Here is a 16,347-nt window from a genome sequence, read left to right on the forward strand (position 1 = left end):
GGTGTTGTTGACGAGGGTCCAGCCGGTGGCCATTGCTCCGGAAGAGTCGAGGTAGTACCACGTGTTTCCATTGTGGACCCAGCCGGTTTTCATTTCGCCGCTCTGGGTGAAGTGGTACCAGGTGTTGTTGACGAGGGTCCAGCCGGTGGCCATTGCTCCGGAAGAGTCGAGGTAGTACCACGTGTTTCCATTGTGGAGCCACCCAGTTTGCATGGCGCCACTGGTGGCAAAGTAATACCATTTGCCACCGATGGACTGCCAGCCAGTAGTCATCGCGTTCGAGGAACTGAAGTAGTACCACGAAGAATTGATCTGCTTCCATCCAAGGACGGCTCGACCTTCTGAGTCAGCCCAATACCAAGAACCGCGATCTTGGAACCAGCCCTGCAGAATGTGTCCCGAACGGGTGAACACCCAACTATTGTCCTGGAGTGACCATCCGTCCTGGGAGGCTGGAGTTGGTGCAGCGCTGGAAGAAAGTGCCATTGAAGGTAGCAGTGTCAGCGCGAAGCACAGTGACGCAACAGAGCGAATGCGATGAGATCCCATAAGGCGAGTCTAATGATCTGAGTACCCTTTTGGAATCTCAGCTGTGGTTTCGAGCTAGATTCCCGGTGAGGGAAAGCAGATTCTAACGTACAACAGAGCTGTCTTCGGTTGTGTGTTCACTCGCTGGCACCGGAGAAATAGAAGAAGTCTTCTTTAGGCCACCCCATGGTGATTTTCCACGTGCCCACCGCATCGCAGCACGTTCGACTCCAAACCAGCTGAGAGTCGCCAGTGTCATCGTGATAAGTGCAGCGACAATCAAGAATGGAATGAATCCGAGTTTGTCTAGGTGAAGAGTGATCAGGAACTGAATGATGGGGAAGTGGAATACGTAGATCCCGTACGAAATATCATGTGTTTTCACCCAACGTGGTGATGGCACGATCGTACCTAGGTAGAGAACGAAGTATGCCATGAGTGGAGAGGCGAGTTGCTTACCGAAGTCTGGCAGGGCATAGATGATGCCAACTGAAGCGATAGCAGCGATCAGTGCATAGCGACCACGCATTGGAAGAGTGTCTTTCAGCTGGAAAATCAGCGCACCGCCCAAGAAATAGGGAAGCATGAAAATGAGTAGTCCCAAATCGTAGTTGCTATCGATGTAGGGATTGAGGCGTCCAATACCAGCGTGGGCCAACACTGAAACTGCGAATAGAACGGCAGTTGGCCAGACATGCTTGCGCATAAATGCCCAGGACATGAATACGCCGATGATGATGTAGCACCAGAATTCATATGAGAGCGTCCACAGCGACCCATTCCACGCCGTAAGCGGATGATCTGACAGGGTTGTACCGATGTGGTAGTAGCTGACCTTCAGCAGGATATTGCTATAGACGTAGTCAAGTGGGGTAGGGGAAGAACCAAAATATCCGTCAATAGTGCCCTTTTCAATCACGTGGGCAATAGGAGCGAGCACGAAAGCGACGAATGCTAGTGCTACAAGGAATGCAGGATAGATGCGGGCGACGCGGTTAATCAGATATTTTCCCGCATCGCTTCGGACTCGGGCTCCGGTAATGAGGTAACCCGAAATTCCAAAGAATCCAACAACTGCCCAGCTTCCGAGGTGTTGTCCTAGAACAACGACACCATCACCTGTAGCGGTGAGAATCTGCGCGTGGGAGAAGACGACGAGTAGAGCGAAGAGCAAACGTAGAAAATTCAGCGAGTTATCTCGAGAACTGAGATCTTTTTGGACGAAGGTCTTTCGTAGCTTATCAAGCATGGATTCCTCAAGAGCTAAAGACAAGACTGAATCAGTTGTCGAGGGTGATGAGCTTGACGCGATCCGATAGACCACAGTAGTCAATCTGTTCGCGCGTAGTTTTGTAGCCCTCAGTGGACGTAATAACAGTCGCTTCTTTATCCCAAGCGCGTAGGAGCGGGCAGAGCATTCCGTAGTAGTCGCCGTGCCATTCGCGGTATGCGTGAATACGCACATCATAACTGGTAGGCGCTGAGAATTGAATAAGGTACCGATTTCGATCACCATCGAATGCGAGGTTGGACGCGTGACGAATGAACACGACAGGAGCGCCCTGGTTTTCGTCAAAAACTTCAACCAATTGGTCGTACAGTTTCTTTTCCTCAGGGGTCGGCATTTTGTGGTCTTTATCGGTGGGCATTGTTGCGTAGCGAGGCAGCGTGGGGAAGAGAGTCCCACCCCGACCGAAATGTTCAAATGGGAGAAGAGAGCCTACGCCCATGATGACTACCGACAGGGCAAAGAAGGCGGCTTGAACACAACGCCCTCGCCACCATGCGTAGGAGCGTCGGTCAGATGCTGATCGAGGGGTAAACGCTTGGCGGAGCGCTTCAATCGTCATGATGGTTGCAAATGTGATCGTTGAGATCCACATCATCTTCAGGGGATAGTAGCCCCAGCGAGAATCGCCAGATTCTCGCAGTAAGAGGAGGAAGAAGATCGCGAGCCAACTGCCAACTGCAAAGGCGCCAAGTCCCATTGCCTCGGGCGAGCGATGCCGGGGAAGGGCAGCAGCGAAAACGAAGAGCAGGAGAAGCAGAAGAATGCTGGCAATTGTAAGGTGGTCGCTTATCTCACCAGCAAAATAGCCGGGACCAGCAGAGAGGTAATCACCGTCGACGCGGAGTGCTGGGAGTGACCAAGCGAAGAAGAATACTGCAACGCAGAGCCAAGTCAGTGCGATCCAAATCAACTCTCGTGACGTTGGGCGATGTGCGGGAAGATTATGCAGACAACGTACAAGTGCCATTAGTAGCAACAGGCCGGGCATCAGGGAAGCCGGAGACCACGTAGCAAGAGTGGCGACCAGTAGCACAGGAAGCCAGATGAGTGCTTGGGCAGGACGGAGGGTCCGATAGGTAATCCACGAAAGGATCAAGATCAAATAGATAACTGGGATGTTGAGGTAGCCATCAAATTCAACCGCGCCAAAAATATTACGAGTAAAGGGGACCCATCCGATAACAAACACGGCAGCTGTACGTAGAGGCCATGGAGCGTGTGACAACAACGCCCACGTCAACCAGCCGGTAAACATACTGGCGAGACAACATACAACGAGACCCGCAACGATATTGCCATACAACATCGTCAGAAGTGGGCTGAAGGAAGTACCTGGCCCATAGAAAATTGAGGTGATAACCGCAGTAAGGAAGACAGGTTTGACCTCATCGCCGGAGCCTAGTCCGCCGTTCTGGTGGATTGTCAGCGCTTCGATGGTATTCATCACCATATCGTTACGCGTGAACTGAACCGGAACGCCACCGTCATAGTACGAGAGCAAATAGACGACTGAAGCGACACCGACAAGAGAGGGAAGAAGAATTGCGAGTGCGGTGAAGAAAGACCGACGATTCAGTGTCTGGTAGTTCCGATAGATGACGGCACCAATAAGGACAAGCGCAACGATGATGGCTGTCCAGAATACCAAGGCGATGCCAGTCTTTACGACCATTCCGAATAGAGCAACTGCGATCAAAGAAAACAGAAAAAGTGCCGTGGCACGCACGGAGTCTCTTAGGAACTGCAAATTCATGTTTTGAGCGTACCTGACTGATCTAGAGTTCTTGATAGCGGAAAGATTGGTGCTCGTCACGTTGCCAGTGAGGTCTTAGCTCTCCGAGATAACACGTTGAGTGACTTTAGTGATCTGATTGCTTTCCAGCTTGCTGGGATTTAATGATGTCGAGCTCGTAGTTGAGGATTGCGATTTCTTCAGTGAGCTTTCGTCGTTCTTCGCTGGCATGGGAAAGATCAACACTCATTCGGAGCGTAAGAAGCATAAAAACGACCGCGCCGGTTACTAGAGCGAGGTTCAAAGGAACCTGAACTCCCAAGAGATGAGCAACAAAGCTCAGTGCCTGCGGGAACAAGGAAACGATCAATACCCCGATTGCAATGACGAACCACCACGTCGCGTAGCGTTCCTTCATTCCAGCATTGCGCATCTTGATGAAGATTGCGTAAAAGATGACGAGCGCGAAAAGGATGCCGAGCCAGTATGTTGATGTCATTTCTGATCTCCAGTTTCTCTCACTCGTCAGCCAACAGAGGGGCGTGTCAAGGCAACGGACAGTGCAATGAACGCGCGAATCAGGAATCGAGCAGCTTTAAGAGGATTATGTGAGGGTTCTCCTCCAGCACGGGGACGCATTTCTACGGGGACCTGCCGAATCGATAAACCGTGACGTTTTGCGATGACAAGTGCTTCGATTGTGTCACCCAGGTACTCAGCCGGATAGTTCCGTGCAAACAAAGCGATAGCTTTTCGGTTGCTTAGTTTGAAGCCCGACGTTGTGTCAGTCAATTTTGTTTCGCATACTCTCGAAAGGATTGTGGAGAGAACTTTCATTGCCCAATGACGGGGGCCTCGAACGGTGTAGTCGCCTTTTCCTGCGAAGCGTGCGCCGATCACAACATCGGCATCCGTTTTCTTCGCGGATGCCAAGAGATTCGAGATCTCCTTGGGGTCGTGTTGCCCGTCTGCATCGAGCTGAACAGCATAGTCGTAGTTGTTGCGTTGAGCATAGGAATAACCTGTCCTCATCGCTCCTCCGACACCGAGGTTGATTGGCAGATCAAGAACTATCGCGCCGTGTTCTTTGGCAATTGCTGCTGTGCGATCGCCGGAGCCGTCAGAGACAACAGCTATATCAGCCATCGAGCCGACTTCGCTACGAAGTTCTTCAAGCACAGGTCCGATGACTGCTTCTTCGTTCCATGCCGGAACGATGACCAAGATTCGTGATTTTGCTTCAGCCATTATCTGTTACTTTCTGTTCATCGGTGTCGAGTGCATAGTGGATGTATCGACCTAGACAATACTGTTTGCAATCAGAGCAAACGCGAGTGCAAACACGGCGAATACTGCCACTAGAACCGAAGAACTCTTGGACTTTACTGTCACGGGTAGACCTATCGCAAGAGCCGGTAGAAGAGCGGCACCATATCGCGGAGCAAGGTCAAACCCGACACCCATTGTGAGGTTCAGGTAGATGTAGAACGCGGGGGCTACGAAGATTGAGGCCAACAATAGGGCAAGCGCGAATGATTGGTTAAGTACTTCAGTGTTAACAGCGAAGAGAGCTGCTCCAACGAGACCTGAAACTAGAAGCAAGGAAGATAACGTTGTGAAAGCATAAGGGAGCCCGACTGCGCTGAGTAAGCCTCCATTGAGTGATACAGGGCCCATGTAAAGGTAGGTAAGGAAATTATCTAGTTGCTCGACCGCAAAAGTCGGCGAGAAGGGAACATGGGCATCGATTGAATAATCTTCTCTGATGTGGATTGCAGTGAGGCTCCTGTAATGCTGGTAAGCAAATTGAGCGACAAGGCCCAAAAGTAGGGCCAATAATGCAAGAAGAATTGGTCGCTTGAGTGAAGAACGTTCCTCTTTAACGCGTATGAAATAGATGAGGATAAACAGCAGTGCTGCACCCGTTGCAAAGAGCATCTGGAACTTAATCAGACCAAAAAAAATCGAAGCAACGATGAGGGGAATCGAAGTCCATTCTTTGCGGACCATTTTCAGCGTAGATAAGAAGATGAATGAACCTGCGAGCAAACTGAACGAGTCAGGGGTGACATAGAAGTTCGCCCACCTGATCGCGGGACTTGCAAGCATAAGGGCGGTCACTGATGCCGTGATAAGGCGTGAACCGCCGAGGTATCGTGCAAGGCGCCATGTCGCAGTTAATCCCAGCCCGAGCCATAGAGTACCGGTGAACTTGGCTAACAAATACATCTGCTTGCCGGGGGCGAGGAAGAGAAGAATCTTCGTCAAGAAAGCAGTGATAAAGAAATAGAGAGGTGAGTGAACTGAAGCGGTTGAATAGCCTTTAAAGGGATAATCTTCAGAGGGCGCATTGGTGTCACCACAGGCAGGACCTTGCGGGCCGTAAATCTCGATGCCTACGCATGTAATGAGCGAACGCGCGTATTCGTCCGTTTCAGAGTATTGACGAGTAACTTCGCCGTGCATTGCTTTATCAACAGCGTCGATATATACGTACTCGTCTTGCGGGGAGATCGCACTATGCTCCGAAATATAGCGATAACCGACGAGCGCTGAGAGCGCCGTAAAGATAAGAGCCAAAAGAATAGTTCGTACCCACAGTGGCGCCTCAGAAGCATCCCGATACAGTTTCATGTTCATGATGGTGCGAGTGCCTTCGCTTGGTTTGGTATCCAGGGCGGTCATAACGGGTAAGTTGCTCTCAGCTGAGAGTCTTTGTAAGAACCTGCATCGAGTTTCGTGGTGTGAAGCCTGTCTGTTCAAGCTTCGTCAAATCAAGCGTCGAGTTGAGAGGACGGGGAGCAATCTGTTCTTTTCCTGCGTAATACTCAACGGTTGTTACGGGGGTAACGTCGTCTGGCGAACGACCGACTAATTCGAAAACTCTTTTCGCGATGTCACACCATGAGACAACGGGACCTTCGCCAGAAAGATTGTATGTTCCGTATTCGGCGTTAGTTGACAGAAGGTGAATAATTCCACCTGCTAGGTCGGTAGTAAAAGTAAGACGCCCTTTTTGGTCGTTGACAACGGTGGGATTAACACCTTCATCAGCAAGACCCTTCATCGTCTTAATGAAGTTCTTTCCATCGCCAACAACCCAGCTGGTCCGAACCAAGTAGTGCTGGGCAGTGGTGACAATTGCTGCATCGCCACCAGCTTTCGACTGACCATACACGCTTAGAGGGCTTGGATTCTCGGTCTCTGTGTGAAACTCCGCTGAACCATCGAAAGTGTATTCGGAAGAAATATGCACCACCGTCAAGTGGTGTTTGCTTGCGATTCGAGAGAGATTCGCAGGCCCAAGAGCGTTGGCCCGCCAAGCAAGCGGGCGCCCTTCAGGTGTTTCTGCTCCGTCGACGTCTGTCCAAGCTGCTGCATTGATAATGATGTCGTATCGCGACCAGTCGACCGTGTCCATGGTGACATCGTCAGCAATATCAAATTGTGGTAGATCGACACCTGTCACGCTGTAGCCAGCTTCGGGGAGCTGCTTGAGGAGTTCGCGTCCAAGCTGACCATTTGCTCCGGTTACCAAAACACGTCGCGTATCCGGGGAGGGGAAAGGGATAACATCTGCGAGTTTGGGATGAGCCTTGTCCTTATCGGACAGAATCGCGTCCTCCAACGGAATTGGCCAATCAATTGCGACAGTTTCATCGTTGAGGTTCAAGAAGGTGTATTTTGCGTCGGCAGACCAATGGTCATTCACCAGATAGGTGTATGCAGTATTTGGCTCCAAAGTCTGGTATGAATTGCCCACGCCACGGGGAACGAACACTGCAACCGAGGGGTCAATTTCAGTCGTGTAAACCGTTCCGAACGAAGGACCTTCGCGCAGATCTACCCACGCGCCGAAGACTCGGCCGGTTGCGACCGAAACAAACTTGTCCCACGGCTCAGCGTGAATACCGCGTGTTACGCCAACTTCATCGTTGAAAGAAATGTTGTTCTGCACGGGGCCAAAGTCAGGTAACCCAAGAGCAAGCATCTTCTCTCGTTGCCAGTTTTCTTTAAACCAGCCACGGTTGTCTCCATGCACGGTGAGATCAATGCGCAGGAAGCCGGGAATAGGGGTTTCCTCAATGCCAAGAGCTTTTCCTGTCGCTGTCGTCATCGTGAATCGTGCTCCTACATCCATGGCTGGCGCTGAGTGGAAACTAGTACTGGAACGAGTTTAGGTGATAGTGGGCTGTTTATCGCTGAAGCAAGCGGTGATATTCCTCAGTTGCACTCTGGTACATGTGTGAGTGTGATGCGTAACATTAGAAAAAAATCTTGGCATAATGAGCGTCAAGGTGCACAAGTAAGTCGATCAGTGCGCGCACTCAACCTGCGGAGGAACGATGAAGGGCATTATCCTTGCCGGCGGATCAGGAACCCGATTGAATCCAATTACATTGGGAACGTCAAAACAGCTTGTCCCGGTGTATGACAAACCGATGATCTACTATCCGTTGTCAACGCTGATGCTTGCAGGTATCCAAGACGTCCTTGTCATTACGACACCTCATGATGCCGAAGCTTTCCACCGCCTGCTGGGCGATGGCTCACAGCTTGGTGTCAATATCTCGTATGCTGTTCAAGAAGTGCCGAACGGACTTGCCCAGGCATTTGTCCTTGGTGCTGATCATGTTGGAACTGACCCCGCGGCTCTCGTTCTTGGTGACAACATCTTCTACGGTCCCGGTATGGGCACGAAGCTTCGCCGTCATGTGGATCCTGATGGTGGTGCAGTGTTCGCCTACCATGTGGCAGATCCAACCGCGTACGGTGTCGTTGAATTCGATGATAACTACACCGCAATTTCTATTGAAGAAAAGCCTGCTCATCCGAAGTCGAACTATGCGGTTCCTGGTCTGTACTTCTACGACAATAACGTCGTAGAGATCGCGAAGAATCTCAAGCCTTCCGCACGCGGTGAATACGAAATCACGGATGTGAACAAGGTTTACCTTGAAGCAGGAAAGCTTCAAGTTGAGGTTCTCCCTCGAGGTACTGCTTGGCTCGATACTGGAACATTTGATTCCCTTGCTGATGCAACGAACTTCGTTCGTACAGTGGAAGCACGCCAGGGGATGAAGGTTGGAGCTCCTGAAGAAGTGGCTTGGCGTATGGGCTTCATTGATGATGAAGGACTGCGTCAGCGCGCTGAACCGCTGGTGAAGTCCGGTTACGGGCAGTACCTGCTGGACCTGTTGAAGTGATCTGATCTGTCAGTTTCCCGTCAACGTCGTGTGATGGGGAACTGGCAGACCTGTGTATGTACTGCCCTGTATCAAGGCCTCGGACATATACACTGACGCGTATGAATGGAATGAAGAAGCTCGCGAACTATTCAAAGCTGGGCGCCTCGTATTACAAACGTAACGGCGCACGACTGACAGTAGGGCGCCTCTTCCTTGGAGTGGGCACTCACTTATCCTCTCCCAAAAATGCGGGTGGGCTCAGCGGACGAAGGAATGCTTCGTTGGTGAAGTTCGAGGACGCGGCGGTTGCTGACTGGACAGTAGCTCCGCAGTGGAAACAAGAGCCTCGATCGGTCGGAGACGGCCCATTTACGACCGCCTGGATTATGTCTCCCCCCGGAGAGCATTCAGGTGGACACCAGAATATATTCCGTTTCCTTTCTTTCTTGGAACAAGCCGGACATACGGTCAAGATCTTTCTCTATTCCTCTAACCCCCTGCCGATCAACATCAAGGGCATCCAAAAGATACTTCGTGATTCGGTTGCTTATCCTCAGTTGAATGCTTCAATCGAGGTGTATTCGCCATCGGCTGGAGTCGGCGAAGAAGTCGACGCGATCTTCTCCACCGGTTGGGAGACGGCATACCCCTCGTACCTCGACCGTTCGAATGCGCGCAGATACTACTTTGTGCAGGACTTCGAGCCGTCGTTCTACTCTGTTGGCTCCGAATCCGTGCTTGCCGAAAATACGTACCGCTTCGGCTTTGAAGCTTTCACTGCTGGACGCTGGCTTGCAAAGAAGCTTTCCACTGACTACGGAATGAAAACACATCCCTTCGATTTTGCGGCAGATTTTTCACTCTATAAGCGAACGAATGAACAGCGCCGATCAGATGTGTTCTTCTATGCGCGACCAGTGACGGCTCGTCGAGGGTTTGAGCTGGGGGTCATGACTCTTGCTGAAGTGAAACGGCTACGTCCTCTAACAACGATTCACATGGCAGGATGGCCTCTCGGTGGTTGGGATGTGCCATTCGACTTTATCGATCATGGTGCGATGAGTATCAGTGATTTGAGTCCTCTCTACAACAAATGTGCGGCCGCTCTGGTGATGTCACTGACGAACATGTCGTTGCTCCCACTTGAATTGCTTTCGTGTGGAACGATCCCGGTCGTAAATGACGCAGAGAATAACCGTCTGGTTTCAGCTAATCCGCATATCGCATACACGCCACTGTCGCCAAAGGCATTGGCGCATAGAATCGTTGAAATTCTCGATGATTCTCAGCAGATTGAAAAATCTTGCGAGGCAGCCTCGTCCGTTTCGGATTTCTCATGGGACGATGCGGGGGCTCAATTTGTCACCGCCTTCGAGGAGGCAATGCGTGGCTAACATTCTCGTCATTGGCGGAAACGGTTTTCTTGGATCCCACCTCGTGGATGCTCTCGTAGTGCGTGAGCATCGTGTCACCGTATTCGACATGTTTTCGGGGACTACCCATTGGGCCTCGGAAGGCGTTGATATCGTTGATGGAAATTTTCTGAACATAGCTGATCTTCGACGGGCGGTTCGCGGCAAGCAGATTGTTGTTCACATGCTGTCGACGACGGATCCTGCAACAGCAGAAAATGACCCGATCGTGGATATTCGCACGAACATTCTTGGCTCGGTTGAGTTGTTCCAGATCTGTGCTGACGAGGGAGTTGAGCATGTCTACTTTGCTTCTTCAGGTGGCACGATCTACGGAGACCGCGATCAAGAAAACTTTTCCGAAGAGGATCTGACGCTTCCAGTTTCTCCCTATGGCATTGGAAAGCTTGCCATCGAAAACTACATGCGTTTCTTTGAACGGAAATATGGTTTGCGTTCAACGAGTTTCCGTATTTCGAACCCGTATGGGACTCGTCAAAACCCGCATAAGCGCCAGGGAATTATTCCGATTTTCTTGAGGAATATTCTGAACAATAAGCCTCTGACAGTGATGGGAGACGGAACGATGTTCCGTGACTACATCTATGTCAAAGATTTCGCGAATATCGTCGCTACGATGATTTCGACGGGCCCAAGCCAGCCGGTATACAACGTTGGTTCGGGACGTGGCACTACGGTGAACGAACTTGTCGACGCGATGGTCAACGTGACGGGTAGGCATCCTGTTATCGAATACCGTGACGTTCCCAGCACCTATGTCCACGGTAGCGTTCTTGACACGACACGCATCCAAAACGAGTTCGGACCGTTCGAAATGACTGAACTTGAGGTCGGTATTCAACGTACGTGGCAGGAGATTTGTGAACATGGCTTCTGAAAAAGAATATGAATTCGACGCAACAGTCGTCATTCTGACCTATAACGGTGAGCAACACCTTGAGGAAATTCTTAATGCGGTTCATGCTCAGCGCTATGGTGGCACGTTTGAAACGCTCGTCATTGATTCGGGATCCACAGACTCGACGCTCGACATCATCGCGAAGAATCCGTGGGTCAGGCTTCATCAGATCCCGAATAGCGAGTTTGGTCATGGAAAAACACGCAACCTTGGTGCCCACTTGGCTAAGGGGCGCTATGTTGTCTACCTGACTCACGATGCGACTCCAGCATCTGATCGCTGGCTTCATGAGATCACTGCTCCCTTTGATATTAGCGAGCGCATTGTTGCAGTTATGGGTTCTCAAGTGCCTCGTGCAGATGCATTCCCATTGCTGCGCTACGACGTGAAAAACACCTTTGCCAGTTTTGGGCCGATGCACGGTACAACCTTGTTCTACGACGATGATTTCATTCAGGACGAGGGCGTGCGTAATGCGGTGACCTTCTATTCCGACGTGAATTCGGCAGCTCGTCGTTCAGTTCTCACAGGCGAGATTCCTTACCGCGATGTTTCGTATGCCGAGGATCAGTTGCTTGGCCGAGATGTCATTGATGCTGGCTATATTAAGGCGTACGCTCCGCGAGCTGTCGTTTGGCACTCTAACGAGATGACGATCTTAGAATACGACGATCGTATGTTCGAAGAAACGCAGGGCCTTCGCGAAGTCGGGATTGATGTAGCCCTTCCGTCGATTCCTACAGTCGCAAAGCTTGTTGTTGGTGGAGTGCTTCGGGATGCTGTTCGTTTAGTTCGTGATCGCGAGGTTACAACCAAACGCAAGCTTCACGGATTGCTTGTGAACCCGGCCTATCATGTCCAGCGCTGGCGAGGCGTACGTCGAGGAGTGCGTTCAGCGTTGAAGCGCTATGGAGAATGAGGGGGAGAGTGAAGTGACTACAAGAGCGAACTCAGAGTTTCATAGCCCCTCTGAATCAGGAGCCGAATTATCAGGGATGACACCAGAAACACTCGACAAGATCGTTGCTGATCGGGAAGCACGCCTGGTTCAAGAACCTCTTAAAGAGCTCGGGGACAAGACGGGAATTATCAAAGGTACGCGGACGGCTGTCCGAGATCTGTGGCGACGTCGAGAACTGTTCGGTTACCTTGTCAGACGAGAGCTTAAAGCAAAATACAAGGACTCAACTTTCGGTTTTGCCTGGTCGCTAGTGAAGCCACTGGCACAATTGCTGATCTACTTCATCGTTATTGGTCATTTTCTTGGAGCAGCGCGAGGTATCCCGCAGTTTGCTATCTTCGTCTTCTCCGGATTGACAGCATGGACGCTATTCGCTGACATCATTAATGGAGGAACCGGATCAATTGTCGCAAATTCCGGGCTTGTAAAGAAGGTTTACCTTCCACGTGAGGTATTCCCACTATCTGTTGCAGGAAATGCGCTTGTTAACTTCTTAACTCAGTTCATCATCCTCCTGATTGCTGTCGTATGTACTTTTCAATTCCCGCATCTGCATTTACTCGTATTCTTTCCGCTAGCCCTTCTTCTCCTTATCGTTTACGGCTTGGCTGGAGGCTTATTTCTCTCAGCAATAAATGTTTACTTGCGTGATGTTCAACATCTGATTGAAGTGATTACATTTCTAGGATTCTGGGCTTCCCCTATTGTCTATTCCTATTCTTTCGTAGCAAACACAGTTTCCGGATGGATTCTTGAACTGTACCTGGCTAATCCAATTACCCTAGCAATTCTTGGGTTCCAAAGGACAATGTGGGCGGCAGGAGTCGATGCTCCCTATCCCACTCATATGATTCTCCGCATGACAATTGCTTTGATTGTCGGAATTCTTCTTCTTTTCGGAGCGCACCGCGTGTTTGTGCGTCTCGAAGGTAACTTCGCACAGGAGCTGTGATAATGGCTAAGACTTATCCAGATGTTATCCGTGTAGATAATGTGTCAAAATCTTTTAAGATCCATCGAGATATGTCGATAAAGGATCGAGTCGTCCATTCTTCAAAAGCTCATATCGAAGAGTTTAATGCGTTGGAAGACGTTTCTTTGTCGATCCCAATGAATCAAACAGTCGGTCTGATGGGACACAACGGTTCTGGTAAATCTACACTGCTTAAAATCATGGGCTCGATCATTCGTCCGACGATAGGAACGGTGACTACACGTGGGCGCATGGCGGCTTTACTTGAGCTTGGAGCTGGCTTCCATCAGGATTTAACTGGTAGAGAGAACGTCTTTCTCAATGCATCAGTTCTTGGCATGACTCGCGTGGAGACTGAACGACAGTTCGATGAGATCGTTGCCTTTTCTGGAATCGAACGCTTCATCGACACTCAGGTGAAGTTCTATTCCTCCGGAATGTATGTGCGCCTAGCCTTTGCAGTTGCGGTTCACTCGGATCCGGACATTCTTCTTGTTGATGAAGTCCTTGCGGTTGGTGATGAGCCATTCCAACGAAAGTGCATGGATAAGATTTCCGAATTTCAACGTGAAGGACGAACGATTCTTCTTGTCTCGCACTCAGCAGATCAAGTGAATGCGGTCTGTGACCGCGGTGTTGTTCTCGATCATGGACACGTTGTTTTTGACGGTAATACGCAAGAAGCAGTTCATGCTCTTCGTGAAGCATTTGAGCTTGCCGATAGGGAACAGAAGGAAAGCGATCCTTCAGATTACTTGTTTGGCAAAGTCCGTCTCGATGATGTTTATATTGAGGACGCACACGGTAATCGTGTTCATCGCCTGAATACTGGCGATGATATGAAAGTCCAGATGGTTTTCACCACTGAAGAGAAAATGGATGACTGGCTGGTTGGTATTACATTCGAGACCAATCTTGGTCAGCACTTGTTTACATTTGATACCAATGCCTCAAAATCGGTGATGCCTTCAGTTACGGGTCAGAATCGAGTCACATTCTCGATTCCTAATCTTCCTCTTGGGGATGGAATGTATCGCCTTCATGCGGGGATTGCAGATGGACTTGGGAGGACCATCAATCATCGCCACAACGCGTGGGACTTGATCGTTGCTGGGCCTTATGCAGGTACGGGGCCGATTGCGATGATGCCAACAATTACTTTCAATGATTGATTCTCCGCGCATCAGCGTCGCCCTGTGTACGTATAACGGCGAACGATTTATCGCTCAGCAGATTGAGTCGATTCTGGCTCAATCCATGCCGGTGGATGAAATTGTTCTGGGCGATGACGCTTCTAGTGACAACACAGTTCAGATTGTTGAAGAGCGTGTTGCTGGAACAAACATCGACCTCATGGTCCGGCGTCATAATCCCGGCCTTGGCGTCAGGAGTAACTTTGCTGATGCAATCAGCGCGACGACCGGTGACGTCATTATTTTGTGCGATCAGGATGATGTCTGGCATCAGGACAAAGTTGAGAAACTAGTTGAAACTCTTGACGACAAAGAGCTCGTTCATTCTGATGCCCGCCTTGTCGACGCTGAGGGGAATCCAAAGGGATCGGCGCTTCTTGAAGAGCTCAACGTCAGCGCGTGGGAGAAACGGAACCTCGTCGATGGCGATGCGCTCGCGGTACTACTCAAGCGGAACCTTGTTACGGGCGCAACGGCTGCGGTGAAGGGGGAATTCGCGCGCAGTATTATGCCGGTTCCTGACGGCTGGATCCACGACGAGTGGCTTGGGTTCATTGCCGCTTTCGATTGTCAGCTGGTTCTTCTTCCAGAAGCTCTGACGGACTATCGCCAGCATGAGAACAACCAAATCGGCGCGAAAAAAGAACCGTTATTTGTTCAGATCAAACGCAAGATTTCAGCAGACTCTGATGATGATGCGCGGCGCTTGACGCGAGCCCTCAGCGCATCCCACTTCGTCAATACAACACAGCGTGGCACAGCCGAACAACGACACCGCCTTGAAGAAGCTGTGAAGCATCAGCAGGCTCGTTCACTCATGCCCAAAGGGCATCTTTCTCGGATCCCATCGCTTATGGGGGAGGCGTCTAAAGGCAACTACTCGAAGTATTCGCGGGGTATCTGGGCGTTCGGTCGTGATCTTCTGCGGAGCTTTGATTCCTGAGATGCACATCTTGCTGATGGGGATCAGGGGAGGGCGTGTTTCTCCCCGCGGGGCCGGGGCTTCTTTTACTCGCAGGCACGGCATCAAGAAATGTGCCTCCCTCGGCTTCTCTTTCCTATTGATGGTGCGTCTGAGGTTCATTCACTGTCCTCGTACGGCATAATTACCCTTAACTGTTCATTCGTTAGGAGTTTATCGTGCGAATCGTCGTTACTGGTGGTGCTGGTTTCATCGGAGCCAACTTTGTCCACACTCTTCTTGAAGACCATCCGGATGTGGATGTTGTTGTTCTTGATGCGTTCACCTACGCAGGCAACCGTGGCTCGTTGACCGACGTGTCCGAGGACATGGCGAAACGTCTGAGCGTCATTGAAGGCGACATTGCGGATGCTGATCTTGTCGATTCAGTCGTTGCGAAAGCTGATGCTGTCGTGCACTTTGCTGCCGAGTCGCACAATGACAACTCTCTGAACGATCCGTCGCCGTTCATTCAGACGAACCTGGTTGGTACGTTCACCCTGCTTGAAGCAGTCCGACGCCACAAGGTTCGTTTCCACCACATTTCAACCGACGAGGTCTACGGCGATCTGGAACTGGACGATCCCGCTAAGTTCACGCCGACCACCCCTTACAACCCCTCGTCGCCCTACTCGGCATCGAAGGCCGGCTCGGACCATCTGGTTCGCGCGTGGGTGCGTTCGTTCGGTGTGGAAGCAACGATTTCGAACTGCTCGAACAACTACGGTCCCTACCAGCACATCGAGAAGTTCATTCCTCGCATGGTCACGAACCGTCTGCGCGGTGTCCGTCCGCGCCTGTACGGCGATGGTCTGAACGTTCGCGACTGGATCCATGTTCGCGACCACAACACGGCGGTCTGGGACATCCTGATGAAGGGTCGTATCGGCGAAACATACCTGATCGGCGCTGACGGTGAAACGAACAACCATGATGTTGTCACGATCCTGAACGAACTGATGGGCTACCCGGCAGACGATTTCGATCATGTCGCCGATCGCCCTGGCCACGACCTGCGCTACGCGATCGATAACACGAAGCTCCGCGAAGAACTTGGGTGGGAGCCCCACTTTACGGACTTCCGCTCGGGTCTTGCCGACACGATCAAGTGGTACACCGATAACGAAGCATGGTGGGCGCCGCTGAAGGAAGCCGTCGAAGCGAAGTACGCGGCTGAAGGTCACTGAT

Annotated in this window: 14 protein-coding genes and 1 pseudogene; 8 read left to right on the forward strand and 7 right to left on the reverse strand. The window is 51.0% G+C overall.

Features of this window, described 5'->3' with window-relative positions:
* The 7 genes and pseudogenes from QP381_RS05315 to QP381_RS05345 all read right to left on the reverse strand — a co-directional run.
* A pseudogene (locus QP381_RS05315) lies at positions 1–414 on the reverse strand (S8 family serine peptidase); the annotation flags it as partial.
* A 217-nt stretch (positions 415–631) separates the two neighbouring features.
* Positions 632–1,777 (reverse strand): acyltransferase family protein, encoded by a 1,146-nt coding sequence (locus QP381_RS05320; RefSeq protein WP_006681352.1) that lies wholly within the window; start codon positions 1,775–1,777, stop codon positions 632–634.
* A gap of 31 nt (positions 1,778–1,808) precedes the next feature.
* Entirely contained in the window at positions 1,809–3,572 is a 1,764-nt protein-coding gene (locus tag QP381_RS05325; protein WP_103631992.1) for a hypothetical protein, read from the reverse strand.
* Positions 3,573–3,678: 106 nt separating this feature from the next.
* A complete protein-coding gene (locus QP381_RS05330; RefSeq protein WP_006681350.1) occupies positions 3,679–4,050 on the reverse strand; it encodes a DUF2304 domain-containing protein in 372 nt (123 codons plus the stop codon).
* Positions 4,051–4,076: 26 nt separating this feature from the next.
* The gene (locus QP381_RS05335; RefSeq protein ID WP_006681349.1) at positions 4,077–4,799 is read right to left on the reverse strand and encodes a glycosyltransferase family 2 protein; all 723 of its coding nucleotides are present in this window, start codon (positions 4,797–4,799) and stop codon (positions 4,077–4,079) included.
* Between the two features lie 51 nt (positions 4,800–4,850).
* Complete coding sequence (locus QP381_RS05340; RefSeq protein ID WP_006681348.1) at positions 4,851–6,236, reverse strand: hypothetical protein; 1,386 nt, start codon at positions 6,234–6,236, stop codon at positions 4,851–4,853.
* Positions 6,237–6,252: 16 nt separating this feature from the next.
* Positions 6,253–7,668: a sugar nucleotide-binding protein gene (locus QP381_RS05345; RefSeq protein ID WP_006681347.1), complete on the reverse strand. Its 1,416-nt coding sequence runs from the start codon at positions 7,666–7,668 to the stop codon at positions 6,253–6,255.
* A gap of 229 nt (positions 7,669–7,897) precedes the next feature.
* On the opposite strand from QP381_RS05345, the gene rfbA reads away from it, so the two are divergent.
* The 8 genes from rfbA to rfbB all read left to right on the forward strand — a co-directional run bounded on the left by rfbA (position 7,898) and on the right by rfbB (position 16,346).
* Positions 7,898–8,758, forward strand: a complete 861-nt coding sequence (gene rfbA, locus QP381_RS05350) for a glucose-1-phosphate thymidylyltransferase RfbA (protein ID WP_006681346.1) — start codon at positions 7,898–7,900, stop codon at positions 8,756–8,758.
* A 101-nt stretch (positions 8,759–8,859) separates the two neighbouring features.
* Entirely contained in the window at positions 8,860–10,134 is a 1,275-nt protein-coding gene (locus tag QP381_RS05355; protein WP_103631988.1) for a rhamnosyltransferase WsaF family glycosyltransferase, read from the forward strand.
* Positions 10,127–11,050, forward strand: a complete 924-nt coding sequence (locus QP381_RS05360; RefSeq protein ID WP_006681344.1) for an NAD-dependent epimerase/dehydratase family protein — start codon at positions 10,127–10,129, stop codon at positions 11,048–11,050. The genes QP381_RS05355 and QP381_RS05360 overlap by 8 nt, the downstream gene beginning before the upstream one ends.
* On the forward strand, positions 11,040–11,990 hold the full coding sequence (locus QP381_RS05365; protein ID WP_006681343.1) for a glycosyltransferase family 2 protein: 951 nt from the start codon (positions 11,040–11,042) through the stop codon (positions 11,988–11,990). Before QP381_RS05360 ends, QP381_RS05365 begins: the two co-directional genes overlap by 11 nt.
* A gap of 13 nt (positions 11,991–12,003) precedes the next feature.
* On the forward strand, positions 12,004–12,984 hold the full coding sequence (locus QP381_RS05370) for an ABC transporter permease (RefSeq protein WP_219810862.1): 981 nt from the start codon (positions 12,004–12,006) through the stop codon (positions 12,982–12,984).
* Between the two features lie 2 nt (positions 12,985–12,986).
* On the forward strand, positions 12,987–14,177 hold the full coding sequence (locus QP381_RS05375; protein WP_006681341.1) for an ABC transporter ATP-binding protein: 1,191 nt from the start codon (positions 12,987–12,989) through the stop codon (positions 14,175–14,177).
* Positions 14,170–15,141 (forward strand): glycosyltransferase family 2 protein, encoded by a 972-nt coding sequence (locus tag QP381_RS05380; RefSeq protein WP_103631987.1) that lies wholly within the window; start codon positions 14,170–14,172, stop codon positions 15,139–15,141. Before QP381_RS05375 ends, QP381_RS05380 begins: the two co-directional genes overlap by 8 nt.
* A gap of 197 nt (positions 15,142–15,338) precedes the next feature.
* Positions 15,339–16,346, forward strand: coding sequence for a dTDP-glucose 4,6-dehydratase (gene rfbB / locus QP381_RS05385; RefSeq protein WP_103631986.1), 1,008 nt, complete (start codon positions 15,339–15,341; stop codon positions 16,344–16,346).
* Position 16,347 lies beyond the last annotated feature (1 nt).

Origin of the sequence: Pauljensenia sp. UMB6358 (genome assembly GCF_030216865.1) — a bacterium.
Classification (GTDB): Bacteria; Actinomycetota; Actinomycetes; order Actinomycetales; family Actinomycetaceae; genus Pauljensenia; species Pauljensenia turicensis_A.